Origin of the sequence: Paenibacillus nanchangensis (genome assembly GCF_046543445.1) — a bacterium.
GTDB lineage: Bacteria > Bacillota > Bacilli > Paenibacillales > Paenibacillaceae > Paenibacillus_AQ > Paenibacillus_AQ nanchangensis.
In genome coordinates, this window is the sequence record NZ_JBHOFD010000009.1 from 25,559 (window position 1) to 50,106 (window position 24,548).

The following is a 24,548-nucleotide window of genomic DNA, read 5'->3' on the forward strand; positions in this document are numbered from 1 at the left end:
ATCATACGCCGCCTTTTTTGTTCTGTACATATTTTTGGTAATTATGCACGCCTGGAATCCGTTTGTGGTGGGCCAGCAGTTCACGGTCGCTGATCTTCCAGGTATGGCTGGAAGTGTTTTTTCTCCGGACGGCGGCAAAATGGTATTTATCCCCGGAATACACCTTAAACCCTTTGCGTTTGCTCCTCACACAAAACAGATCGTCTTCTCCGACATTTTGATGCGGAAAACGCACATGGTCAAACACTTTCTTTTTGATAACCAGCGTCGCGCCTGGCAGCTTGGCCGCCGGCCTAAGCTCCGCATTCGGAAACCGAAGAATGAGCGTGTTTGACCCGTTCAGATACATATAATGCGCCCGTTTGCCCAGCACATCCGCTTTTGTCCGCCGCAGCGCGGCCAAGCTGTTCGCCAGATAACCGGGAGCATAATAGTCATCGTCGTCGAATTTTGCAATGATCTCGTGTTTCGCCTTACGCGCTGCAAAGTTTAAGCAGGCGCCCAAGGTGAAATGTTCCGGCAAACGAAAGATGTGAATGTTCGGGTGACGTGCCGCCTTTTTCCGGTAGGGGGCAAGGGGGATGGCATTATGGTTGACGACAACGATCATCTCTTTTACGGAATAAGTTTGCCGTAAAAAGTTGTGGAACAGGTTATGGATATAGCTGCGCCGGTTCGTACAAGCAATGACAGTGACGCCCTGCCTGCCGGATATGCCTTTTCCGCTTCCTCCCATCGTTTCATCCTCTCCTTACAGGATCGTTGATCCTATCTCAACATACAATATGAGGACGGCTTGGGAAGGTAACGGCTGATTTACCGAGTCATCGGCGTAACCGTTCTAAGGATGGCGGAACAAGGAACCGGGAAGCAGCTTTATGTTACATAAAAACCCCCGGACTGATGTCCAGGGGTTTTCCTCTCTATCCTCTTGTTGAGAGAAAGGAGAAGGTCTAGGAGGTTTACACTGCCTCCATTTTTTGCGCCGTATACAAGCGGTAGTACAGACCTTTGCGGGCCATCAGCTCGTCATGCGAACCGGACTCGGCAATACCTTTGTCGGAGACGTACATGATGCGGTCGCAGTTCTTGACCGTCGACAGACGGTGGGCGATGATGAACGACGTCCGGCCTTTGAGCAGCTCGTTCAGGCCTTTCTGCAGCAGCCGTTCCGTCTTGGCATCAATTGACGAAGTCGCCTCGTCCAGGATCAGGATCCGCGGATCGGCAAGCAGCGTCCGCGCAAACGAAATCAGCTGCCGCTGCCCCTGGGACAGCTTGGAGCCGCGTTCATTCACTTCGGTCATATAGCCTTCCTCAAATTCGCGGATAAACTCATCGGCGCACACCGTTTTGGCGGCGGCGATAATTTCTTCTTCGGTTGCATCAAGCAGGCCGTACCGGATATTGTCGAGAATCGTACCCGAGAAAATAAAGCTGTCCTGCAGCATGATTCCCATTTGGCTGCGCAGCGACTGCAGCGTCACCTGGGAGATGTCATGGCCGTCGATCATAATCCGTCCGCCCGTCAAATTGTAGAAACGCGAAATCAGATTGACGACGGTCGTTTTACCGGCTCCTGTCGGGCCGACGAGTGCGATGCTTTCGCCCGGTTTCACGTCGAAGGAGAGGTTCTCCAGAATGCTTTGTCCGGGATCGTAAGCAAAAGTCACGTCGTCGAAGGTTACCCGGCCTTGAACGGCAGGCAGGGCTTTGGCATCCGGAACGTCGGTGACGGTCACAGGTTCATCAAGCGTCTCGAAAATCCGCTCCAGGTAAGCAACGCCGTTAATGAAGCTGTTGTACAGGTTCGAGAGGTTCAGAATCGGCTGCCAGAAGCGGGCGGCGTAGTTGCTCATGGCGAGAATGACGCCGAACGTCACCTCTGCCGGATTCAGCGCAAGCAGGCCAACCAGGTAGATCAGGGTCATGACGATGGTCGCCAGGTTATCGACCGTAAACGGGATCATAGCGTTATACCGCACTGCCCGGATCCATTCGGTCCGGAAGTTGCCGGCGAGGCGGGTGAAAATCCCCGCATTATGCTGCTCCCGGGAGAAAATCTGCGTAACCCCAATGCCCGTAATGCTTTCCTGCATGTAGGCGTTCATGTTGGAGCTTTTGTTCGAAACTGCCTGCCAGGACCGGCGCTGCCGCGTTTTGATCAGCATCATAAAGCCGAGGAAAACCGGCAGGCCTGCTAGGGTGATAAAGGACAGCTTTACATCGACGGCAAACATAAACGCCGCGATAAAGATCAGGTTCACAATTTCGAGAATAAAGTTAATAATCCCGTTGGACAGCACATCGGATACAGAGTTGACGTAGTTGACGACCCGGATCAAAATTTTGCCCTGCGGCCGGTCGTCGTAATATTTGAACGGCAGCTGCTGCAGATGCTTAAACAAATCCGACCGGATGTCAAAAATGATATCCTGTCCGACCCGCGTCATAATCCGCGACCGGATGGTTGCAAGCACCACGCTGACCACAATGGTTGCCAGCAGCAGGGCGGACCAGCCGACCAGCGCGCCTGACGCCTTGGCGGGAATGGTCACGTCGACAACATGCTGCATAATGAGCGGAGCGGACAAGGCGATTGCAGCCGATAAGGCGCTAAGCACGAAAGCCAGGATCATCGGCTTTTTTTGCTTCCGGATGTAAACCATCGCCCGTTTAAAGTGTTTAATGTCAAACGGAGACTCCAAATTCTCGTCGATGTCGAATTTATTTCTAGCCATTCACGCTCACCTCCCGGGCAATTCCCTCATTTTGCAGCATAAAGACTTCATAATAATATCCGCGTTTGGCCAGCAGCTCGGCATGTGTACCTTCTTCGATCAGGCGGCCGTTGTCCAGAATCAAAATCCGGTCAGCCTTGGAGGTCGTAGAGACACGCTGAGCGATAATGATCTTCGTGCAGGAATGCTCCAGTTCGCGCAGACTTTGCTGGATATGTTCTTCGGTCTCCAAGTCGACGGCCGAAGTGGTGTCGTCCAGGATCAGAATCGGCCGCCGCACCGCCAAGGCGCGCGCCAATGCGATCCGCTGCTTCTGGCCGCCGGACAGACCGACCCCGCGTTCGCCGACAATCGTGTCATAACCTTCCGGCATTTTCGTGATGAAGCTGTGCGCCGCGGCAAGCTGCGCATAGTGGACGGTATCTTCCTCCGGAAGATCAGGGTAACCAAAAGCAATGTTGCCGTCGATGGTATCCGAAAATAACAGCACATCCTGGGTGGCAATACCGATGTTGCTCCGCAGCTCATCCAGCTCCAGTTCCCGCACGTCTACACCGTCAACCCGCACGCTTCCTTCCGCCACGTCGTAAAAGCGGGGGATCAGATTGACAACCGTTGTTTTGCCGGACCCCGTCGAACCCATAATCGCTACAGTCTCGCCGGGAGCGATCCTGAAGCTGACATCATCCAGCACCGTGGCGGAGTCGTATTTGAACGTTACATGGTCGAATTCGATGGCGCCGTCAAACCGGCGGGGCTTCAGCGTCTTTTGCTTATTGACGATACCCGGCTTCGCGTAATACACCTCCACGATTTTGGCCAAGCTGGCGAAGAAACGCTGAATATCATTAATAATGATGCCGATGTTGCGCATCGGGTTGGAGATCGCCCAGATCAGCGATGAAAAAGCCGTAAACTCCCCGAACGTAATCCGTCCGTTCATCACAAACAGGCCGCCGACAAGCAACAGAATCACGGAGAAAGCCTGAGCGAACGTCTCCAGGAAAGGGAAATAATCCAGCCAGACGAGCGCAGCCGCTTTATTAGCCTTGGAGTAGTTTACGTTTTTATCGGTAAATTTCTCGATTTCAAACTCCTCGCGGGCGAAGGCCTTGACGACCCGGTTGCCCGAGATGTTCTCCTGTGTCGTGGAGTTGAGCTGGGACAGCCGCTCGCGCAAATCGATGTACATCGGGCGTACACGTTTGGCAAACAGGTACGCGGTAATCAAAATCGGCGGCGACAAAATCAGCAGCCACCAGGTCAAAACCGCATCAATCGAAAAAAAATAGACGACCGCGGCCGCGAAGATCGTCACCGATTCGATAATGGTTTTGACAATCCAGGCCATCGTATGCCGGACCATATCGAGATCGCCGGTCATTTTGGTCATCAGATCGCCGGTGCGGTTATGGTCGTAGTAATGCATATCCTGGCCTTGGATTTTGTTGTACAAAAAAATACGGACACGGTACAGCATGTTCTGTGAAGCATGCTCATACTGCATCATCGTAAAGTAAGAAAGACCCGTACGCAGCAGCGAAAAGCCGATCATACCCAGGCAGAGCGCGATCAGCAGCCCCCGCTTATCGGAGAGGTTCTGCACCGCGTGATCCCCGGCTATGAACGTATCGACAATCCGCTGGCTGAGGTACGGGTTCACGATTGTGAGCGAGGAGCCCACCACCGACATGCAGAGCGCAATAATGTATCTTGTCCTGTCGCCCTGCAGGTTCTGCCACAGCCATTTTAATTCAAACATCTCATCACCTGTTTCTGCTTGTTCTGTCTTTTGCGCTAGACCGGGACATAGTACCCCGTTTAACAAAGCAACGTGATTATATCACAAGAACGCGCAGAACAACTTGTCTTTTTTCACACACTTTCTTAGCTTATTTACCACTTCCGCTCATCAGTCTGCTCTCCTGGCCGCGGAGTCAAGCACCGTTTTCCTCTTTACGCCATTCCCGCGGCGACATCCCGGTCAGCTTGCCAAAAATTTTGCTAAAATACCGGCCGTCCTGATATCCTACCATCTCGGCAACGGAGGCGATCCGATGCTGTCCGCTTGCCAGCAGCAGCTTCGCGTGTTCAATCCGCACCCGTTCGAGGTACTCGGAGAGATTTTCACCGAACACCTGCTTAAACCGCCGGGAAACGTACTCGCGGCTCAGGAAAAACTCGTCCGCAATTTTTTGCAGCGTCAAATTATCCATATAATGCAAATCAATATACTGCTTGATCGCATAAATCGCATTGTGCTCCTGCAGCCGCGCTTCCTTTAAAATGTCCGCAATCTCCAGAAACGCCTTTGTCCATTCCCGCTGCCATTCCTCCAGGGAAAGCCGGCCGTTTGGATCGATGGGAAACATCCCAAGCCCCTGAGGAACGACTGGGGAAGCGGAGCCTTCAGCTTGAACCTTATCCTGGAGCAGGCGGCTGTACAGCAGTTCAAACTCGTAACGCCAATATTTTAAATCCTCCCAGGTTGCGGCGGATTGCTGTACAGCCGACTCGATCCATTTGGAAACCGTGCGCTCGATCTGTACGGCTTCTCCCCGGTGAACGGCGGTCGTAATCTGGCTGACAAAATCGGCAAGCACAATCCGCTGGGGGACAGCGGAGGAGGGAGGGGCGCCGTAATGATGAATGAACTCCCCTGTCTGCAAAAAAGAGACCCCACGCGCCGCTTGCAGCGACTGCTGAAAGCCGGCGTGAATCTGCCCGGGAAAAGGAACCAGCCCGCCGCAGGCAAAATGAAACCGTGCCCCAAGCACTTTATACAGGGCGTCGTTAAGGGTTCTCAGCATGGTATCCGGGTGCTCCGGTTCTCCGGTCAGCAGCAGGATCACCCCGTAATTGGGATCGGCATGTTTAAAGGCGTAGCCGCGCTGAACGGACCCGATGACCTCATTGCAGATATTGCACATCAGAAAATAAAGCAGATCCAGGTTGCGCCCAAACTTGTTTAGTACAAAGCGGGGGAGAGGATCTGCCAGAAGCATGACGACCCGGCACTGCCGCACGCCGGACCATCCAAACGCAGCAATCAGCTCATCCGCCGCTCCAGGCGGCAGGCCGGACTGCATCACCACGCCGGACAAGGTTTTGTCCCAGTACATGGGCAGCGTTTTATTGATTTCGACATCCTTGCGGATGTGCAGCGTCCGGGTTTCCTCATCCTTACGCCAAGCGGCAACAGCCTGGCCGAGCGCCTCCAGCAGTTCATTCCGGTTAATCGGCTTCAGCAGATAATCCATCCCGCCATGTTTGATCGTCTTTCGGATATAGGCATAGTCGTCGTAGCCGCTGATGACGATCCGTTTGGCCTCGGGAGCATTGTCTTCAATCCACTGGAGCAAGGCGATGCCGTCCACATTAGGCATTTTCATATCGGTAAAAATAAGCTCCGGATGCTCCTGCTGAATCAGCGCCATAGCCGATTCGCCATCCGGCGCCTCAAAAATCTCCGTTACCCCGTAATCGTCCCAATCCACAAGCAGCCGGATCGAATCCCTTACGTCGGCCTCATCATCCACAATCAGCACTTTCATCACTTGCAGCTCCTTCCTGTAGGGGAATGCCGATTTGCACAGAGAAGCCCCGCGGCTTGGCATTGCCGACCGTTACAACGGCTTCTTCATTAAAAAAGAGACGCAGCCTGGAGACGACATTCATCAAACCGATGCTGTTTCCCTGCGTACCCTCCGGCGCATCGCGGGCAATACGCCGCTGCAGCTCGTGCAGGCGTTCCGGCGGCATGCCGGGACCGTTGTCTGCAACCGTAACATAAAGCATGCCATCCCTCCGTTCCGCACGTATGGAGATTTCAGCCTGCTGCGCCGAATCGAACCCGTGCTTAAAGCAGTTCTCGACAATCGGCTGGAGAATCATTTTGGGTACCTGGGTGTCCAGACCGGTGTCTCCGTCAAGATCCACAACTGCATGCAGCTTGTCTTTAAACCGCTGCTTCTGCAGCTCCAGGTAGGCTTCCACATGCGCAATTTCCTTGGAGAGCGGAACAACCGACTCTTCGGTGTTCATATTGTAGCGCATCATTAGTCCGAGAGAGGAGGTCAGCTCGTAAATTTTCGGAACTTTGTTATGCAGCGCGACAGCTCCGATGGACTGCAGTGTATTAAAAATAAAATGCGGATTAATCTGCGCCTGCAGCGCTTTTAATTGATTGTCCTTGTTCGCCAGTTCCAGCCGCAGCTCCCGCATAATGAGGTTGTCGATCGTTTCTACCATGTTTTTGATCGCGCTTCCCAGCACGCCCACTTCGTCGCTGCGCTCCAGATCGCCGCCGAACTGAAGTTTGCCGAGCTTGATCCGGCGGATGGATTCGGTCAGCCGCTTAATTGGGGATGTCACCCAGATCGAGACGGAGAGCGCAGCCGCGATTGCAACCAGCAAAAAGGTCAGCAGCACCACGAGATTGATCCGCAGCACGCTGGAAGCATTGCTGTACAGGTAGCTGTAGGGAATCTGCTTTGCGACAAGCCAGATCCGCCCCATAAGCTCAAATTTCTCAAAAACAACGATGCCGCTAAAACCGTCATCCTCGTTCCACTCAAAATGACCGGCTTGCGCAAAGCTGTAGCGTGCGTGCTGCAGCCAGGCATAGTGGGGTTTGCCGCCGATTTCCTCTTCCTTGGAGGTGTAGATGGCGGTTCCGGTATCGTCCAGCAGGTAGATTTGTTCCTGGCCTTTGTCATACAGCATGCTCATGATGTTGCGGAAGCCGTCCAGCTTGAAGTCGATGGACAATACTCCGATCCGTTCCTTCAGCGGAGCCCGGTAAACCGGGCGGTGGATGGTCAGCACCGTATTGGAGGGGCTGTACGGAAATTCCTCCATTCCGTAATTATGCGAGGCATGCGGCGGCTCCAGGAACGGATCGTTTTTGTCGACAGGCTGAACGAAATGGCCGGACAAGCCTTCGCCGCCCGGTTCTCGCTTCAAATAACCGTCAATCAGCAGCCAGGATTGGTCCGCCCGGTCGGAATACAGGTAGACCTGCTGAATATCCTTGGCGGATTGCTCGATGGCATGCAGGCCGGAATAAATATTATTTTCAACCATAAAATCGCTGCGGCCCTGGATCAGTATGTTGTACAAACTGCTTGTCATCCGGATGTTGCTGTAGGCATGGAGCGAGACATTGTTTATGCCGTTAAGCTGGCTGATGAGGCTGGTGGTCCCTTGGCGGACCGTGTTGGAATTCTCGCGGATGGCGTCATCTTTTAACGAATGTTTGGTATAAAAGTAGGAGATCAGGATAGAGGCTGCGATCGGCAGCAGGATGGCGGCCATCAAAAATACACTTAACTTATAACGTATGCTGCTGCGGAAACTCCGGTATCGCATGGGCGGACCCCCGTTCCCTTGGTTGAATTGGTTAACAGTCTAGCATCGCCTCTATAAGAGGGTCAATAGGATTCCGGTTCCAACCACAAAAAAGCACCCAAGGTCACAATGTTCCACATTTTTGGTCAACGCCGGCTGTATTCCCGCATCCGGTACAGTTAGTATACTGAGCATGTGAAGCGCTTACAAGAACAACACACAGGGAGGTTAGGGTATGAAAAAATGGTCGTCCTACTTAATGGCAGGTTCACTGTCGCTTGCGGTGCTGTTGTCCGGATGCGGAGGTGGGGACCCGAATACCGGCAATACGGCTAACAGCGGGGACAAGGCGCAAGCCGGAGGCGGTGCAGACGAAATTACGCTCTATACCATTCAATCCACAAATCCCAATTTCCAGGCCTGGCTGGATGAAGCGCAGGAGAAAAGCGGGGTCAAAATCAACTGGGTCGCCGCTCCAACCGACTCCGATACCCGGCAGCAGAAAGTGTCGACGATTCTTTCGTCGGGAGACAGCTCGGTGGACATTCTCGAAATCAACGATGAGATGGCGACTTCATTCAAAAATGCGGGCTGGCTGGAGCCGCTGCAGGACAAGGTGCTGACCGAAGACGTCATGAAGCAGCTGCCGCAGGGCTATATGAAAGATATGCTGACCTCCTCCAAAGGCGATGTGATCGGGGTGCCAAGCTACACCGGTTATCTTGCGCTTTGGGTCGATCAGAAGAAGCTGGATGCGGCCGGAATGACCTCCATTGAAAATAAAGAGGATTTCGTAAAATTCCTGAAGGCAACAACGAAGGACGGACAATACGGGTACGGTGGATCCTGGGAAAAAACCTATGTTTTTAATGAGATCGCAACCTTCGTCAACCTGTTTGGGGGCGATTACTTTGACTGGAACAACGAAAAAAGCCGCGAGGCGGTCAAGTTCATGTACGACATGGCCAATACGTGGAAGGTAACACCGGTTGACCAGATTGCCGACAAATACGAGCAGATGAACCAGAAGTTTATCGACGGCAAATACGCTTCAGTCTTCATGTGGGGCACCGGAACAGACTACAAGCAGGCGAACCGCTACGGCCCTGATCAAATCCATATGGTGAATATGCCGGAGTTCGAGCAGCGCAGCATTTTTACCGACTCCTGGAGCTACGTGTTGAACTCGGCTTCCAAAAACAAAGAAGCGGCGATTAAATTCCTGCAGTATGCGGCCAGCGAAGACGGCGAACTGAACGGCTGGAAAAACTTCGACCGTTATCCGGCAAGAGCGGATGTCGCGGCAAATGATGCGGTGTCCGGCGATATTAAGGAAATCTATACCGAAATCCAGTCCACCAACAACGTGCACGGCCGGCCGATGCTGCCGCAGACGATGGAGTTTATCTCCGAGATGGGCACGCTGTTCCAGAACTATATTCAGGACAAAATCACGCTGGACGAATTCTGTGAAAAAGCGCAGGAAGCGGTGGAACGTTACCAGTAACGTCTGCCCTTGAATCCACCGGCATTGCCGGGCGCGGCGGCAACAACGGGCGGGAGCGGCAGCCCCGCCCCTTACCCGCCTGCGGCAAAGCGGACGGATGCTAACAGCCCTGTATCTTGTCCGCCTGCGGAAAGCGGGCGGAGCTAACAGCCCCGTCCCTTGCCGGCCTGCGGCAAAACCGCAAGAAAGGAGCGTTGCTCATGTATGCCAGCCGAAAATATTGGGCGGTCGCCTGGATGCTTGTCCTGCCGGCGCTGCTCATCCGAATATTCACCACCATCTATCCGATCATTGAAACGTTCCGCGTCAGTTTTTACGAGATCAAGCTGCTGCAGGGAATCCGCGAGTTTGTGGGCCTGGATAACTATGCGGCGCTGTTCCGGGACTCCAAAGTGATCGAATCCATTGAATTTACCTTGATTTTTGTCGTCGGCTCCATGATCGGCCACATTGTGCTGGGCATTGTGCTGGCGCTGATTCTGAACATGAAGTTTGGCGGACAAAAGGTGCTCCGGACGATCGTGCTGCTCCCCTGGGCGATGCCTATGGTCGTGATTGCGATGGCCTCCAAATGGGCGTTTAACAACGAATACGGGTTGATCAACGATTTTGTGCGCTGGTTTAATCCTTCGTTTTCGCTCGACTGGCTGATTCATACGAACACGGCGCGGCTTGCGGTCATTGCCGTTGACCTGTGGAAGGACCTGCCGTTTTTCGCCATTCTGGTGCTGGCGGGACTCCAGTTCATTTCATCGGAAATGTACGAAGCAGCCACCATCGACGGCGCCGGACCTATCCGCTCGTTTTTCAGCATTACACTGCCGATGCTGTCGCGCAACATATTGGTGCTTAGCATTTTCTTCACGATGTGGCGGATTACGTCTTTTGACGTTGTGTACGCAATGACCAGCGGGGGACCCGGCGAAAGTACCGCCTTGATCGCTTACCGGGTGACAACCGAAGCGTTTACCAATCTCAATACCGGCTATGCCGCCGCGATTGCGGTTGTGCTGTTTCTGGTGATGGCGCTGCTCAGCGGGCTCAGCATGTCCGCCGCGAAGCGCGTAGACTACTAAGGAGCGATGTACGATGACGACTCAAAATCCCAGACGGCTGCCGCTCATCCTGTTCAGATGGGGGCTGGCCTTAATCGTCGCCTTCCTGATCCTGTTTCCGCTTTGGTGGATTTTTATTTCCTCTATCACGCCGGCGGGAGAGCTGTTCTCAAAACCGATCAACTACTGGCCGGAGCATCCCACGCTGGAAAGCTACCGTTATCTGATTAACAATGTCGGGCTGCTGCCGAAGATCTGGGATACGGCGATTATCGTCGGACTGTCGATCCTGATCGGTATGATCGTGTCCGTTATGGCTGCCTTCAGCTTTGCCCGGTTCCGCTCGCGGGGGCTGGCCGTCGCCGTCGGCTTTCTGCTGGCGTCGATGCTGATTCCTGACGTCGTGACCGCGCGGCCGCTGTATGATTTTCTGCGCAGCGTACATCTGTACGATACGCATACGGGATTGATTCTTTTGTATATCAGCGGCATTCTCCCGTTTACCATCCTAATTCTGCAAAACTATCTAAACGATATTCCGGTATCGATCGAGGAATCAGCAGCTATCGACGGTTGCGGGTTTTTCCAGTCGCTTGTTTATGTCACCATTCCGCTGCTCCGGCCGGCGCTGGCGACCGTCTGTATCGTCAATTTTATTACCTGCTTGAACAACTTTTTTACACCGCTGTTTTACTCTAACGGAATATCGGTGCTGTCCACGGCTATTACGCAGCTGCCTCTTAGAGACAACATGTATGCCGTACCGTGGGATCTCGTAAGCGCCATGGGCTGGATTATTATTTTGCCGATCATTGTCTTCGTCGCCATCTTCCAGAGACAGATCATGGAAGGAATCATGGCCGGCGGGGTCAAAGGCTGATTAAAGAGAGGAGCAATATACTATGGTAGAACATCCATTTTTGGGAGGGCTGTCTGCTCTCCCCCTGATCAAACCGGGCCGGAGCCGGGCCGTCAACGCGGAAAATCCAAGAGGGGAAAAAGGCAGAGGCGGCATGGCGGCGAGCCCGCTTGGCCCTTCCCGTAAAGGCTCACCCTGCATCCGGGATGTGGCCCCAGGCGCTGTTGCTCTGCTGGCGGACATCGACGGGCCGGGCATTATCGAACACATCTGGATCACGGTAACCGATCAGACCGAAGCGGACACGTTTGTGTTAAGAGACCTCGTGCTGCGCATGTACTGGGACGATGAGACCGCGCCGTCGGTCGAAAGCCCGCTTGGCGATTTTTTCTGCAGCGGTTTCGGGCGGGGCTGCACCGTGAATTCGCAAGCCATCGTCGTAAATCCGACGCGGGGCTTTAACTGTTATTTCCCGATGCCATTCCGGCGCAAAGCCCGAATCGAAATCGAAAACCAGCATGAGGCGGCGATTCCGGCTTTATTTTATCAAATCGACTACAGCCTGCAGGACGAGCTTCCTGAGCAGACCGCTTATTTTCACGCGCAGTGGAGACGGCAGCGGATCACCGGCAAAGCCGAGGATTATGTCATTCTGGACAACGTTCGCGGCCGGGGTCATTATGTCGGAACGTACATGGCGCTTACCACGCTGGAAAGGTACTGGTGGGGGGAAGGCGAAATCAAAATGTACATCGACGGCGACAAGGAATATCCGACGATTTGCGGGACGGGAACGGAAGATTATTTTGGCGGCGCCTGGAGTTTTGCCACGCAAAAGGACGGCAGGACGGTGGAGAACACTTACTGCACGCCTTACATGGGGTATCCGTATTACTCCAACCATGATGAAGCTGTCCATAACTTGTACCATAACGACGATGCGCCGCCGATGAGAGGGTTTTACCGCTGGCATATCCTTGATCCCATCCGCTTTCATGAGGACCTCAAGGTGACGATCCAGCAGATCGGTGTCTATAAAAAAGGTCTGTTCGAGCGTCAGGACGACGTGGCCACCGTTGCTTATTGGTACCAGACGGAGCCGCATCAGCCGTTTGGCCCGCTGCTGCCGAAGGAGGAACGCTGGCCGCGGTGAACCACGGTCGAGCGAGTTGAAGCGGCCGGCCAAGGCTGACGCGCTGTGCGGCACGCTTTTACCCAGGGGCTATTTGCAGATGCTGCGCGGTTCATTCAGAGGGCAAAAAAGCAAAAGCCGATCGCACCGCCGCCATATATACCAGCAGTGCAGGAAGACCTGCCTGCTGGCAATATTTTCTTCGTTCCTTCCCGCAGGGAAAGCCGTTTATACTGAACGTAAAGCCATCTGGATAACGAAAGGACAGGCGATGCGATCATGCCCAAGCGGATCATACGGACAATACTTATGCTTCTACTCACTGCTTCGGCGCTGGCGGCCTGCGGGGGAACAAACGGAACGGTCTATGAATCGGACGGCGGAAATACTGAACGGGTTGCTGGCGGAAATTCTGCAAGGGCGCTGAAGATTTTTAATTTCAAAGTGGAAATGGCGGAAGAGCTCAACGCGCTGACTAAGCGGTACCAGAAGGAGAAGGGGATACGGATCGAACTCGACACATGCGGCGGCGGCTGTGATTACAGTGCGGAGCTGAAGACGAGGTTTAACTCCGGCGACAAACCCGATCTCTTTTTTGTGGCCGGTTATACCGATCTGGACCTGTGGCAGGAATATCTGGAGGACTTGACGGACGAACCGTGGGCGGACGATATGCAGGAGCTGGCCAAACCCGCCATCACGAAAGACGGCAAAATTTACGGCATGCCGCTGGCCATGGAGGGCTGGGGATTTATTTATAATAAACAGCTGTTCCGAACGGCGGGCATCGATACGCTGCCGACGACGCTGAGCGGGCTGCGGGAAACGGCGGAGCGGCTGAAGGCTGCCGGAATCCAGCCGTTTGAGAACGGGTACGCGGAGTGGTGGGTGCTCGGCAACCATCTGCTGAACACTGCTTTTGCCCTGCAGCCCGATCCGGCCGGGTACATTGAACAGCTCAGCCGCGGAGATGTGAAACTGGCGGACAACGGGATTTTCCATTCCTGGATCAACCTGATCGACCTGACGCTGGAGTACGGCCAACCGTCGCCGCTGCAAACCGATTACTACAACCAGGTCATGCATTTCGCGAACGGCCAGGCGGCGATGATGCAGCAGGGGAGCTGGACACAGCTGCAGTTGGACAAGCTGGCTCCGGGTCTCGACATCGGCTTTTTGCCGATGCCGGTCAGCGACGAGGCTGCCCAAATGGACAAACTCCAGATTGGTGTGGCCAATTACTGGGTGGTGCTGAAGCATTCGGAGATGGAGGAGGAGGCGAAGGCTTTTTTGCGCTGGCTGGTGAGCTCGGAAGACGGCCGGCGTTTTATTGTGGATGAAGCCAAACTGATTCCTGCGTTCAAAAGCATTCCGGTCACAGAACAACGCTTGGGTCCGCTCGCAGCGGACATCATGCGGTATATTCAGGAAGACAAAACGCTGCCTTGGCTCTGGCAGCGGTATCCCGGTTATGAGGCGACCACCTCCCAGATGGCCGTCCAGATGCAGGCTTATATCGGCGGACAGATCGACAGGAAAAGGCTGCTGGAAGAATTCCAGCGGATATGGGATACCATGTCCGCTGCGGGGAGTTTGGCGGACGGCTGAGTTTTTAGTTAATAACTCAACTTTCGCAGAGCAAAAATCAGCTAAGCTCCAGTCCAGGCGCGGATTTAACCGCAATAAAGTAATCGTCTTGAAAAGATAGAAAAACGCCGCTTCGCCCGCGGCGAACGCACGCTCGGCGTACTATCTTATTTACTGTGCGATGAAGGTAGCACCCTAGATTGGACAGTTGCCTTGACGCAACGCATAGAACGGCTGAACGAAATTGCGACTCAGGTTGGGAAAAATGCACCACCCTAATTCAAAGTCAACTCCAGCACTGGATCTCCGGTTTGCCCTGTTATTCAAGGCGTATCTGCCGAGCTCAGGCTGCGAAAGTTGAGTGAATAAAAGCAGCGGCGGACCAAGACTTGATAAACCATGTCTTCGACTGCCGCTGTTGTCGTTGAACGAACTGGAACGAATCCTCTCCTGTGACACACCCGCAGCGGATTACCACCGAACGCGAAACCGAGGTTTTTCCGGACCCAGCGGACGTTATTTCTAAAATTCTTGGGCTTTTCGGTTGCCGTGCGGACTCCAGATCCGTTATTCGTACCGAAAACATCCAAACGATGAATTTTCCTCGTAAATAAGGGAATCTGAGTCCGTCTCTTTGCCAAAACGCTGAATAATCAGCAAATAGGGTCCCCTGAGTCCGGCAAGAAAGTCATAGGTGAGGACAAGGCAGAGCTACTTCAAAATGCTCCACTAAAAGTAGTTGGTCGCACTACCATGATACCAAACAAGTGAGGTATTTTTTGTTAATACAAGTGAATCTATTGAATTTTTCTTAATCACTCAAAGGTCTAAGCCATTTTTCCAGCTGCGAAAGTTGAGTTCAAATATATTTAGATGAACAAATTAGGTTGTTATACGAATAATTTATTGGATTTGTTTGCTTCCTCCAAGTACAATTCTATCTAGATTGCTTAAGCTTGGAAGACATGCTGCAATTATGGAACAGATGAAGGGCAGAAGACCAAACGACAAGAATAAAAAGGGCAAGCCAAACAGCTCGGCAACCACAGTGCCGGCAAAAATTCCTATTGGCTGCAGACCGCCGCCTATTAAAAACCTTATGGCGTTGACACGGCCTTGAAGCGGTTCGGACACAAGCCTGGCATGGAGCGAAGAACTGAGTGAACTAAAAAAAGGTGCTGCCGCGCCAGCGGCAAACAGTGCTGCGATAGCAAACGGGTAGCTCGGATATAGTCCTGGCAAGGCGCTGAACAATCCCGTTGCGGCCAAACTGCAGAGCATTACCACTCGGCTTTTTTTAAAATTGCCGATCCAAGTGATACACGCCAATCCTGCCAACGTGCCCAATGCGGAGGCGGTCGTCAAAACGCCAACTGCCGCTGCATTCCGGTGCAGGACTTCACGGACGAAAGGGACCATCATGGTCCAGATGGCTATGGAAGACATGTTGCCGACCGCAGCTAACGCCATGATCCAGAACATGGAAGGGAACCTCCGGTAAAAGCTAAAGCCGTCCCCAATTTCTTTCATATAACTTCTGATAGAAAAGACACCGTTTATTTTTGCGGGTTTCGGCATTGAGGGGACAAGAAGGCGTAAAGGCATAATAGCCATTATATAACAAAGTACGTTAATCCCCAGTGTGGACAAAGCTCCGGCATTAGCCGTCAGAGCGCCTGCCAAGGCAGGTCCAATCAGCGCAGCGCCATTGCGGAAGCCATCAATTACAGCGAATGCCCGTACCCATTTGTGTTTGTCCGCCACAGCCGGGACAACAGCCATTGCCGTCGGCATAAACAAAGCGGAACAGGCTCCGCTGATTCCGGCAGCAACAAAGAGATGCCAAAGCTGCAGCCGGCCGGCCAGGCCAAAACCCAGCGGTACTAAAAGAGCGGTTAACCTCACTATAGACAAGCCCGCCATAAACCTTCCGCGATTCAGTTTATCGGATAGCGGCGAACCAAGCAGCCGCAGTGTGATTTCTGGAATACTGAAACATAATGCCATAGCCCCCATGGTTATCTTAGATGCTGTCAATTCATACACCAGCCATTCCAATGCTAAAAGGCCAAATACGTCGCCTAATGAACTCAGCGTGATGGTTGCTGTTAAACCGTAATAACTGCGTTTGTACATGTGTCCCCTCCTGATGGAAGTAAATTGACGGCAAGAAGGGCCTTATTCTTCCAAGTATGATCCAATCTGCAGCGGAAGTTCATTTAAAGCGTCCTGGCGTAAGCTATACGACGTATTTTTAAGATTTGTATGGACGATGACCAAACCGGCTGAACGAAGTGCAATCAAATGGTAATGAACCGTACTTTTTGACAGTCCAACCTCGCGGGCTATTTCAGTAAAGGTCAGCTGTCTCCTCGACAGCAGCCGAAGGATATACAGCCTGGTTTCATCCGACAGAGCACGCGTTATGCGAAGCAGCTCGTATGGGGGCCGCCCCTGCTCGGGCGGAAAAATGTCACAAGAGTAATGAGCAAAGACTATTTCATCCAAGATTACCTGATTAACCAAAGGGCGCGCATGATATTGAGGGATCAAAATCACCTGTTTTAAAAGTGGCGCAGGGTAAAGACGCATGCCTTTTGTTGCCTGTTCATACACCTCGCTGCCGTTGGTTTCATTAAGACTGGAACGTCTGGCATCTGCTTCCCGGGTCAGACCTTCTATAATCGCGGGATCAATCTGACTAAAATACTTGGTGTCCCACTCCCGTAACGTCTCGGAGGTTCGGCTGCGCAGTTCCGGAAGATTGGAGGGGACAGACAGCTGAAATCGGGCTGCGACTTTATATAAGTCACCTGCAGATAGATGATCAAGCCAATCTAAAAAAACGCTTACCGAGCGTTCACCGGGACAACTCCATATCAAAGGAGACAGGCCAAAACCGTCTGTCGCCTTCATCGTATCCCGCATTTGTTGAAGTTTGGACGGTGTGAACCGATCCTTCACTTCACGTATCCACTGTTTCCCGATATCCAGCGTATTATGATTTTGCGTGTTCAAAAATGCCGTAAAACTTGTAACACATTCATAGATTGGCGCAAAATCAACTTCTACTTTGCAGGTAGTGTCCATACAAATCCGCCTCCTATTTATTGTTCTATAATTATCGAACATCTATATTGTTGCATTATATACGAACGTCATACTTTGTTTCAATATTTATTTTGTGCTTCCTTTAAATAACCAGCGAAGAAAAGGGTATCAAACGCCCGTAAAAGCATTATGACGCAAGGTAACCTTACAAGCGTCTTTTCCACCCATGAAGAACATAAGCATTATATAATGGATATTTTTTTCGCGAGGTGGATGATCATGGATAACCGAAAACAGCCTGCGGCAGCTTCGGATTCAATTCCGCAGCCGATCCGTTACGACGGTGCCGGGGGTGTGGACAGAGGGCCAAGAGACATTATGAGAGACAAAGAAAACCCTAACATGCTGGTCCCTCCGGTGACGGATGCGGGGCTCCTGCCAAACCTGCGCTTTTCTTTTTCGGATGCGCATATGCAGCTGAACTTTGGCGGGTGGTCCCGGGAAATTACCGTCCGCGATCTGCCGGTCGCAACGACGTTAGCCGGCGTCAATATGAGCCTGGTGCCCGGGGGAGTGCGTGAACTGCATTGGCATCAGCAGGCCGAATGGTCTTACATGCTGCTTGGGCAGGCCCGGATCACGGCAGTGGATCAGAGTGGACGTAACTTTATCGCCGACGTCGGACCGGGCGATTTATGGTATTTCCCGCCGGGCATTCCTCACTCCATTCAAGGACTGGAGGAGGGATGCGAGTTTTTGCTTGTTTTTGACGACGGTCATTTCTCAGACTTGAATACCTTGTCTATTTCCGACTGGTTTGCTCATACGCCCAAAGACGTACTCTCCGCCAATTTCGGGGTGCCTATGGATGCATTTGATCAGATTCCATCCGAGCAAGTTTATATTTATCAGGATTCCGTTCCCGGTCCGATCACATCCCAGCAGGTTGACTCCCCCTACGGCACAGTCCCGCTCAGCTTCAAACACCGGCTGTTAGCTCAGCCTCCTCTAAAAACACCTGGCGGAAGTGTACGGATTGTGGACTCCACAAATTTCCCGGTCTCAAAAACCATCGCGGCCGCGCTTGTGGAAATTGAACCCGGAGCGATGCGGGAGCTGCACTGGCATCCTAACAATGATGAATGGCAGTATTATCTGTCCGGTCAAGGGCGGATGACGGTGTTTGCAGGGAACGGCGTTGCCCGAACCTTTGATTACCGCGCCGGGGACGTGGGGTATGTTCCTTTTGCCTATGGCCATTACATTCAGAACACCGGAACAACCTCTTTGTGGTTCCTTGAAATGTTCAAAAGCGACCGGTTTGAGGATGTCTCACTCAATCAGTGGATGGCATTGACGCCTAAGCAGCTGGTTGAATCCAATGTTCATGCCGGTCCCGAACTGATGGGTGCCTTAAGAAAACAAAAATGGCCTGTTGTGAAGTATCCTGGCTTCCCTGATGATACTAAGTCGTAATGATGTTTTTACGTATCTCGAATCTGTAAAAGATCAAGATAGAGAAGCCGATATAAAATATGCATTGTTAAAATGTATATCAGGTAAGTTGCGCTTTAACTATGGCGCGAGGCTAAATGCCAGACTTACCACCGTGCTTACTGGTCTGTTTTGCTGTTCAAGAAGGCACAACAGACTTTATCTGGTCATCTGAATTTGGAGAGGGGTTCGTGTACGTGTATCAGTTTGAAGGGAAAGTTGCCATCGTGACAGGCGGAGGCAGCGGGATTGGCCGTCAGGTAGCGTTAGATCTGGCAAAAGCCGGAGCCGTTGTAGCCGTTGTCAGCCGGACGGAAGCTAGCGGGGTTGAAACGGTTCAAATGATCGAACAAGCCGGCGGCAAAGCCATTTACATCCAGGCGGATGTCCGTAACAGCGAAGAAGTGCAAGGTTATGTCAAAAAAACAATTGAAACCTTCGGCCGGATCGACCTGCTGTTTAATAATGCAGGTGTAATGACGTCACCGACTCCAATTGTCGATTTCCCCGAAGAATTATATGATTTGACGATGGATACAAACGTAAAGGGAACCTTCCTGGGACTTAAATACGTCATTCCGGAAATGCTGAAAGTCGGCGGGGGGAATATCGTGTGCACCTCATCCGTAGTGGGTCTGAAAGGGAACCCCGGCGTATCGCCTTACTCCGCGTCGAAGCATGCGATCATCGGATTAACAAAGTCGGTTGTTGGCGAATATGCGGCTCAGGGCATTCGGGCCAATGTGGTTTGTCCAGGCTGCGTCTACACCCCCATGATGGATCGTTATGCAGCTGAATTTACACCGGAGGATCCGAGCTTGACCGAAAAGCTGATCTCCCAGGCAGTGCCGATGGGCCGGTATTCGAAACCGGAAGAAGTCAGCGAACTCGTATTGTTCCTGCTTAGCGACCGCGCTCCGATCATTAACGGTTCGGTGTACACAATTGACGGAGGTCAAACCGCATAACACGTGTAAAATAATATGTAATGAGACTATAAAAAAGGCCATTCCTGAACTGCAGGGATGGTCTTTTTTTGCAATTTTTCAGCTAGCCGCGCAGACGATTATCCTGATTCTGTTTGGGAAAACATATAGAGAAAGAGAACGATTCAGCTTCCTGTTTAGTTTACGTAATATGCAACAAGTTAACTTGCCGTCGTTGTGAGATTATTGAGTAGCTTATGATTTTGGTGAGCAATCCGTGTGATCAGCGAAGAATGCCTAATGGGCAATTAGTGGAACAACTAGTGGAGCAATAAGTGAGTAATCATAAGCAGTCAATCAGAAATAATGGTGTAGGAGGAATTAAAATGCGTTTGCAGAACAAAGTTGCGATTGTCACCGGCTCTGCTTCGGGAATGGGAAAAGCAATTGCGGAAACGTTTGCCAGAGAAGGCGCCCGAGTCACCGTGTCGGATGTGAACATGGAGGGGGCGCAGGCGGTTGCCGATAAAATTAACGCCAGCGGGGGCACTGCACTGGCTATTAAAGCCAATATCGCAGAACTTGCCGACATCCACCGGATGATTGAGACAACCCTCGATACCTTTGGCACACTGGATATTCTCGTAAACAATGCCGGAATTATGGACAACATGGCGCCGGTAGGCGATGTGGAAGACGACAGATGGGACTTAGTGTTCGACATCAATACAAAAGGCGTGATGCGCGCAACCCGCAAAGCAATTCCTATTTTCCTGGAAAAAGGCAGCGGCGTGATCCTCAATATCGCGTCCACCGGGGGCTTCAGCGGGGCACATGCCGGTGCGGCTTATACGGCTTCCAAACATGCCGTGATCGGCCTGACAAAAAACACGGGATTTATGTATGCCCAAAAAGGCATCCGCTGCAATGCCATCGCGCCGGGAGCCACCGCGACCAACATAGCATCCACCATTAAAAATGTAAATGAATTTGGCGCTTCCCGGACGCAGGTGACGCAAAGCGTTATCCCGCGTCTGGGCCAAGCGGAAGAGATCGCAAACGTAGCGTTGTTTCTGGCTTCGGACGAGTCAAGCTTTATTAACGGGGCGGTGATTGCCGCTGATGCGGGCTGGACGGCCGGGTTCTAAATTGGACCTCCAACAAGCCGCCTGAATGTCGGCTTGTTTAGTCTGTGGCGCTGCGCAGATGCCTGGTTTATTCTACGGCGTTTTGCAAATTTATTTTCGTTATCGGCTTGGCACTCCTCTTTTATTTAGCTGCTGGAGGACATCAGTCTAATTCTCGGCGTTTCGTTAATTAGCGGAATAAGAATGCTTTCATCCGCCTTCGGAAACACTAGTCCCTGGAAACTGCAGGCACCGGAGGGAGTATATGAAGGTATTCGATTTTTTCCACAGCCAAGAATCGTTAACCGTACTTCAGTGGGTTTTAAGGAGTGTCGTGGGGTTCGTGTTTTTGCTCATTGCGGCGAAAATGATGGGCCAACGTTCGATCTCTCAGCTGCGCTTTCTTGATTTCATTATCGCGCTGACGCTCGGCAACATTATCGCACACCCGCTGTCGGATGAACATCTTGGTTTGAAAGGCTCCATGATAACGACCGCATCCCTTGTGTTTCTTTACACTGCTGCCGTCTGGCTTAGTTTGAAAATTCCGCTGTTTAAACAGCTATTTGATCCGCACGCCATCCCCCTTATTAAAGAGGGGAAGCTGAATTACCGCAACCTGAAACAGGCGAAGCTGTCCATTGAATTTTTGTATTCCGAGCTGCGAAAGCAGAACGTAGAAGATATCACGAAGGTGGCGTATTCCGCATGGGAGCCGGGCGGGAATTTGTCCGTGTTCATCCATCCAGCGGAAGGGCCTGCAACCCGTAAAGATCTGGACGTGCCAGTCACTCCGTTTAATCTGACTAGACCAATCATTACAGACGGCCACATCCATCATAAGATGCTGCACGAAATCGGCAGGGACACGGCATGGCTAAAAGAGCAGATTCAGCCTTATACTTTAAACATTGTTATTCTAGCGACTATTGACAGCAAACATACACTTCAAGTGCATGCGGTCAGGGAAGTTAGCGGTAAATAAACAGATTTTATGTAGACTGAGCTGAAGAAATACAAGCCGGCTGAGCTGCTTCTCTGAAAAATACTGCTCCAGTGTTCACACGTCAACAGCCTTGGCCGGTTTAGGGCCAAGGCTGTTGATTTTCACCACATTTGTTGCTATCTAATGAGTTTTGGTTTAAGCATACTCACAGCTAAAACGAGTAAACTCCGCATTGGGGCCCAAACCGTCGCCGGTAGCATACAGTCCGATCATTACACCAGTAAAACCTCCCGCCACTTCCGAAGAGAGGTAGCGCGTTTGTGCAGACCCCAGCATAGTCTCGGTGCCTTCCGTCTGCACATAAAAATGATAATGCGTAGGGCTGGACTTAATCACCAAAGCGGCATGATTGCTGGAGCCCAGGCCGAGTGTTTTTTCGACGGATTTAATATCGCCGATATTCAGCCTTTCAATGACCTCGTACCCGTCTCCATGTGCCCGGATCGCCAAATCATAGTGGTGGTTCTCATCCATATACAGCGTAATCCCTGCTTCCCCTCCGGTAAGGCTCACTTCGCAGGAAATCACCGCATGAAAATCTCTTTGTCGGATGCCGATAAAAGTGGGCGAAGCCGGATCATCCAGCGTGACCCCGGTCCCTGTAAGCTTGATTGATTCAAAATCAAATTGATAGTTCTTTTCATCAGGATGACGGAGGTAACACCAATCCAAATTCCAGTTCGTATTCTCAAACGTAACTAGCTTTTGTTCCTGCTGGATCACCGTCTCCGCGATCCGGCCGGTTTCGAAGCTCATTAGTGTGGTGCCTCGATGTCCAGCCGTAAACCAGCCGTCTTCACCAAAAGTAACCGGAGTCAAAAACACTTCACGGCCCAGATGGTGAAAGGTGAGATACTGGCCGATCTGCCGGAACCCTAAATGCAGCAGCCACCAGTTTCCTGCATCATCCTGCACCAGATCACTGTGCCCAACTCCCTGCAGCTCATATCCGCCCAAATTGCGATTGGTCAGTACAGGGTTGTGCGGATAAGCTTCAAACGGGCCGGAAGGGGAGTCCCCCCGCGCATAGATAACCATGTGGCCATATTCGGTGCCGCCTTCTGCCGCAAGCAGGTAATACCGTCCGTTTATTTTGTAGAGGTGAGGGCTTTCCAGGTACCGTCCGCCTGTTCCTTGCCAGATGGGTGTACTGGGCGTCAGCTTACGCCCGGTCTCAATGTCTATTTCACACTGGACAATGCCGCCAACGCCGTTATCATCAGTTCCATTGCTCATAAAATACGTTTTCCCGTCTTCAAAAAACAAGTCCGGATCGATTCCCCCTTGGTCGACGAAAATTGGATCAGACCACTCCCCGTAAATGTTGTCGGTCCAGACATAAAAATTTTGGCGTAAAGTATCATTGGTCGTTGTCATATAAAAACGGCCGTTCGCATAACGCAGCGTAGGGGCAAATACACCGCCGGAGCTGTTTACGGACTCCAGTTGAACCTGGCTTTTCCGGGTTAGACAATGGCCGATTTGTGTCCAATTGATCAGATCTTTGCTCTCGAAAATCGGAACACCGGGGAAATACTGAAAGGAGCTGCAGACGAGGTAATACCTTTCGTTCACTTTGCAGACGCTGGGGTCAGGGTAAAAGCCTTTGATAACGGGATTGTTGTATTTCATTTGGTCCACCTCTTCTTTAAATTAACATAATCAAGAATTCAACAAGCGCAGCTGTTATTAAAATTAAACTATAGTGCTGCGAGGCTTTCAATATAATAGGATTGAGGCTGCAGAAAATATCCTTTAAATTAATAAATATGTGAATTCAACTTGAGCAAGGAGGTTAGGGCATGATCAAAGCAAACGGGGAAGCCCAATTTATGGCGCTGTACGAAGCGCTGGCCAGTGACATCCGCTGGAAAATCATGCGTTTTCTCGCAGGCGCCGAAAAAAACGTAAAGGAAATTGCGGCTGAGCTGGAGCTAAGCCCCTCCATCGTTACCATGCATATCCGCAAACTTGAAACTGCAGGGCTGGTCGGCAGCCGCAGGGTCCGGCAGAACGGAGGGACACACAAAATGTGTTTTCTCAAAGAAAATACGATTGAAATTGAACTGCCTTCTGCCAGCCGTCCCGCGAAAGTCATAGAGCAGGCCATTTCAGTTGGTCATTATACCGCCTTTGAAGTGTATCCAACCTGCGGACTCGGCACACGTGAAAAAGAAATCGGCGTCTGGGACGACCCGCGTTACTTTCTGGATCCGGAGCGGGTTCACGCGGCCATCCTCTGGTTCGGAAAAGGGTATGTGGAATACAAAATTCCTAATTTCATGCATGTTGGCCAAACTGCGGAGGCGGTTGAAATCTCGATGGAGCTGGCGTCGGAAGCGCCGGGATTACGAGACCATTGGCCGTCCGATATCCGGTTTGTGCTGAACGGCGTCTCCCTGGGAACGTGGACCAGCCCGGCCGATTTCGGCCGGGCAGCACGCGGCAAATATACGCCTAAGTGGTGGCACCGCAATGTCAATCAATATGGATTGCTCAAAACTATTCGCATTGAAGCGGCGGGCACTTTTATGGATGGAGAGCGGATGTCGGAGGTTAGCCTGGCGGATATCCAATTGGATGAACCGTTTTGGACGCTGCGTTTTGCAGTAGACGAGCAGGCCCTTAACATTGGAGGGCTCACGCTTTACGGAGCCGGATTCGGCAATCACGACCAGGATATTATGATTCGTGTATATCTAAGCGGCGACTAA

The 24,548-nt window shown here is 51.9% G+C and carries 18 protein-coding genes; 10 read left to right on the forward strand and 8 right to left on the reverse strand.

Annotation, left to right across the window (positions count from 1 at the left end):
* Position 1: 1 nt before the first annotated feature.
* The 5 genes from ACE6ED_RS08675 to ACE6ED_RS08695 form a co-directional block, all read right to left on the reverse strand.
* Positions 2-736, reverse strand: coding sequence for a glycosyltransferase family 2 protein (locus tag ACE6ED_RS08675; protein WP_410826719.1), 735 nt, complete (start codon positions 734-736; stop codon positions 2-4).
* 226 nt (positions 737-962) lie between these two features.
* A complete protein-coding gene (locus ACE6ED_RS08680; protein ID WP_410826720.1) occupies positions 963-2,741 on the reverse strand; it encodes an ABC transporter ATP-binding protein in 1,779 nt (592 codons plus the stop codon).
* A complete protein-coding gene (locus tag ACE6ED_RS08685) occupies positions 2,734-4,503 on the reverse strand; it encodes an ABC transporter ATP-binding protein (RefSeq protein WP_410826721.1) in 1,770 nt (589 codons plus the stop codon). The genes ACE6ED_RS08680 and ACE6ED_RS08685 overlap by 8 nt, the downstream gene beginning before the upstream one ends.
* Positions 4,504-4,678: 175 nt before the next feature.
* Complete coding sequence (locus tag ACE6ED_RS08690; protein WP_410826722.1) at positions 4,679-6,295, reverse strand: response regulator transcription factor; 1,617 nt, start codon at positions 6,293-6,295, stop codon at positions 4,679-4,681.
* The gene (locus ACE6ED_RS08695) at positions 6,273-8,111 is read right to left on the reverse strand and encodes a cache domain-containing sensor histidine kinase (protein ID WP_410826723.1); all 1,839 of its coding nucleotides are present in this window, start codon (positions 8,109-8,111) and stop codon (positions 6,273-6,275) included. Before ACE6ED_RS08695 ends, ACE6ED_RS08690 begins: the two co-directional genes overlap by 23 nt.
* Positions 8,112-8,325: 214 nt before the next feature.
* Here ACE6ED_RS08695 and ACE6ED_RS08700 point away from each other — a divergent pair, with 214 nt between their 5' ends.
* The 5 genes from ACE6ED_RS08700 (at position 8,326) to ACE6ED_RS08720 (ending at position 14,251) form a co-directional block, all read left to right on the forward strand.
* Positions 8,326-9,597, forward strand: a complete 1,272-nt coding sequence (locus ACE6ED_RS08700; RefSeq protein ID WP_410826724.1) for a sugar ABC transporter substrate-binding protein — start codon at positions 8,326-8,328, stop codon at positions 9,595-9,597.
* Between the two features lie 200 nt (positions 9,598-9,797).
* Positions 9,798-10,673, forward strand: coding sequence for a carbohydrate ABC transporter permease (locus ACE6ED_RS08705; protein ID WP_410826725.1), 876 nt, complete (start codon positions 9,798-9,800; stop codon positions 10,671-10,673).
* A 13-nt stretch (positions 10,674-10,686) separates the two neighbouring features.
* The gene (locus ACE6ED_RS08710; RefSeq protein WP_410826726.1) at positions 10,687-11,532 is read left to right on the forward strand and encodes a carbohydrate ABC transporter permease; all 846 of its coding nucleotides are present in this window, start codon (positions 10,687-10,689) and stop codon (positions 11,530-11,532) included.
* A gap of 22 nt (positions 11,533-11,554) precedes the next feature.
* A complete protein-coding gene (locus tag ACE6ED_RS08715; RefSeq protein WP_410826727.1) occupies positions 11,555-12,664 on the forward strand; it encodes a glycoside hydrolase family 172 protein in 1,110 nt (369 codons plus the stop codon).
* 288 nt (positions 12,665-12,952) lie between these two features.
* Positions 12,953-14,251, forward strand: coding sequence for an ABC transporter substrate-binding protein (locus ACE6ED_RS08720; RefSeq protein ID WP_410826728.1), 1,299 nt, complete (start codon positions 12,953-12,955; stop codon positions 14,249-14,251).
* Positions 14,252-15,133: 882 nt separating this feature from the next.
* On the opposite strand, the gene ACE6ED_RS08725 is transcribed toward ACE6ED_RS08720, so the two are convergent.
* Positions 15,134-16,366, reverse strand: a complete 1,233-nt coding sequence (locus ACE6ED_RS08725; RefSeq protein WP_410826729.1) for an MFS transporter — start codon at positions 16,364-16,366, stop codon at positions 15,134-15,136.
* Positions 16,367-16,408: 42 nt separating this feature from the next.
* A complete protein-coding gene (locus tag ACE6ED_RS08730; RefSeq protein ID WP_410826730.1) occupies positions 16,409-17,320 on the reverse strand; it encodes an ArsR/SmtB family transcription factor in 912 nt (303 codons plus the stop codon).
* Between the two features lie 240 nt (positions 17,321-17,560).
* Between ACE6ED_RS08730 and ACE6ED_RS08735 the strand changes: the two genes are divergently transcribed.
* The 4 genes from ACE6ED_RS08735 to ACE6ED_RS08750 all read left to right on the forward strand — a co-directional run bounded on the left by ACE6ED_RS08735 (position 17,561) and on the right by ACE6ED_RS08750 (position 21,813).
* Positions 17,561-18,757 carry an oxalate decarboxylase family bicupin gene (locus tag ACE6ED_RS08735; RefSeq protein WP_410826731.1) on the forward strand — a complete coding sequence of 399 codons (1,197 nt, stop codon included), beginning with the start codon at positions 17,561-17,563 and terminating at the stop codon, positions 18,755-18,757.
* 215 nt (positions 18,758-18,972) lie between these two features.
* The gene (locus ACE6ED_RS08740; RefSeq protein ID WP_410826732.1) at positions 18,973-19,743 is read left to right on the forward strand and encodes an SDR family NAD(P)-dependent oxidoreductase; all 771 of its coding nucleotides are present in this window, start codon (positions 18,973-18,975) and stop codon (positions 19,741-19,743) included.
* A 344-nt stretch (positions 19,744-20,087) separates the two neighbouring features.
* On the forward strand, positions 20,088-20,849 hold the full coding sequence (locus ACE6ED_RS08745; protein WP_410826733.1) for an SDR family oxidoreductase: 762 nt from the start codon (positions 20,088-20,090) through the stop codon (positions 20,847-20,849).
* Between the two features lie 244 nt (positions 20,850-21,093).
* Positions 21,094-21,813 carry a DUF421 domain-containing protein gene (locus ACE6ED_RS08750; protein WP_410826734.1) on the forward strand — a complete coding sequence of 240 codons (720 nt, stop codon included), beginning with the start codon at positions 21,094-21,096 and terminating at the stop codon, positions 21,811-21,813.
* A gap of 156 nt (positions 21,814-21,969) precedes the next feature.
* Here ACE6ED_RS08750 and ACE6ED_RS08755 read toward each other — a convergent pair whose 3' ends face one another.
* Positions 21,970-23,466: a glycoside hydrolase family 43 protein gene (locus tag ACE6ED_RS08755; protein WP_410826735.1), complete on the reverse strand. Its 1,497-nt coding sequence runs from the start codon at positions 23,464-23,466 to the stop codon at positions 21,970-21,972.
* Positions 23,467-23,636: 170 nt separating this feature from the next.
* Here ACE6ED_RS08755 and ACE6ED_RS08760 point away from each other — a divergent pair, with 170 nt between their 5' ends.
* A complete protein-coding gene (locus ACE6ED_RS08760) occupies positions 23,637-24,548 on the forward strand; it encodes an ArsR/SmtB family transcription factor (RefSeq protein WP_410826736.1) in 912 nt (303 codons plus the stop codon).

What these genes read in the sequence shown, in the direction of transcription:
- ACE6ED_RS08675 (WP_410826719.1), bottom strand. Translation starts at nt 736, where the DNA reads ATGGGAGGAAGCGGAAAAGGCATATCCGGCAGGCAGGGCGTCACTGTC.
- ACE6ED_RS08680 (WP_410826720.1), bottom strand. Translation starts at nt 2,741, where the DNA reads ATGGCTAGAAATAAATTCGACATCGACGAGAATTTGGAGTCTCCGTTT.
- ACE6ED_RS08685 (WP_410826721.1), bottom strand. Translation starts at nt 4,503, where the DNA reads ATGTTTGAATTAAAATGGCTGTGGCAGAACCTGCAGGGCGACAGGACA.
- ACE6ED_RS08690 (WP_410826722.1), bottom strand. Translation starts at nt 6,295, where the DNA reads ATGAAAGTGCTGATTGTGGATGATGAGGCCGACGTAAGGGATTCGATC.
- ACE6ED_RS08695 (WP_410826723.1), bottom strand. Translation starts at nt 8,111, where the DNA reads ATGCGATACCGGAGTTTCCGCAGCAGCATACGTTATAAGTTAAGTGTA.
- ACE6ED_RS08700 (WP_410826724.1), top strand. Translation starts at nt 8,326, where the DNA reads ATGAAAAAATGGTCGTCCTACTTAATGGCAGGTTCACTGTCGCTTGCG.
- ACE6ED_RS08705 (WP_410826725.1), top strand. Translation starts at nt 9,798, where the DNA reads ATGTATGCCAGCCGAAAATATTGGGCGGTCGCCTGGATGCTTGTCCTG.
- ACE6ED_RS08710 (WP_410826726.1), top strand. Translation starts at nt 10,687, where the DNA reads ATGACGACTCAAAATCCCAGACGGCTGCCGCTCATCCTGTTCAGATGG.
- ACE6ED_RS08715 (WP_410826727.1), top strand. Translation starts at nt 11,555, where the DNA reads ATGGTAGAACATCCATTTTTGGGAGGGCTGTCTGCTCTCCCCCTGATC.
- ACE6ED_RS08720 (WP_410826728.1), top strand. Translation starts at nt 12,953, where the DNA reads ATGCTTCTACTCACTGCTTCGGCGCTGGCGGCCTGCGGGGGAACAAAC.
- ACE6ED_RS08725 (WP_410826729.1), bottom strand. Translation starts at nt 16,366, where the DNA reads ATGTACAAACGCAGTTATTACGGTTTAACAGCAACCATCACGCTGAGT.
- ACE6ED_RS08730 (WP_410826730.1), bottom strand. Translation starts at nt 17,320, where the DNA reads ATGGACACTACCTGCAAAGTAGAAGTTGATTTTGCGCCAATCTATGAA.
- ACE6ED_RS08735 (WP_410826731.1), top strand. Translation starts at nt 17,561, where the DNA reads ATGGATAACCGAAAACAGCCTGCGGCAGCTTCGGATTCAATTCCGCAG.
- ACE6ED_RS08745 (WP_410826733.1), top strand. Translation starts at nt 20,088, where the DNA reads ATGCGTTTGCAGAACAAAGTTGCGATTGTCACCGGCTCTGCTTCGGGA.
- ACE6ED_RS08750 (WP_410826734.1), top strand. Translation starts at nt 21,094, where the DNA reads ATGAAGGTATTCGATTTTTTCCACAGCCAAGAATCGTTAACCGTACTT.
- ACE6ED_RS08755 (WP_410826735.1), bottom strand. Translation starts at nt 23,466, where the DNA reads ATGAAATACAACAATCCCGTTATCAAAGGCTTTTACCCTGACCCCAGC.
- ACE6ED_RS08760 (WP_410826736.1), top strand. Translation starts at nt 23,637, where the DNA reads ATGATCAAAGCAAACGGGGAAGCCCAATTTATGGCGCTGTACGAAGCG.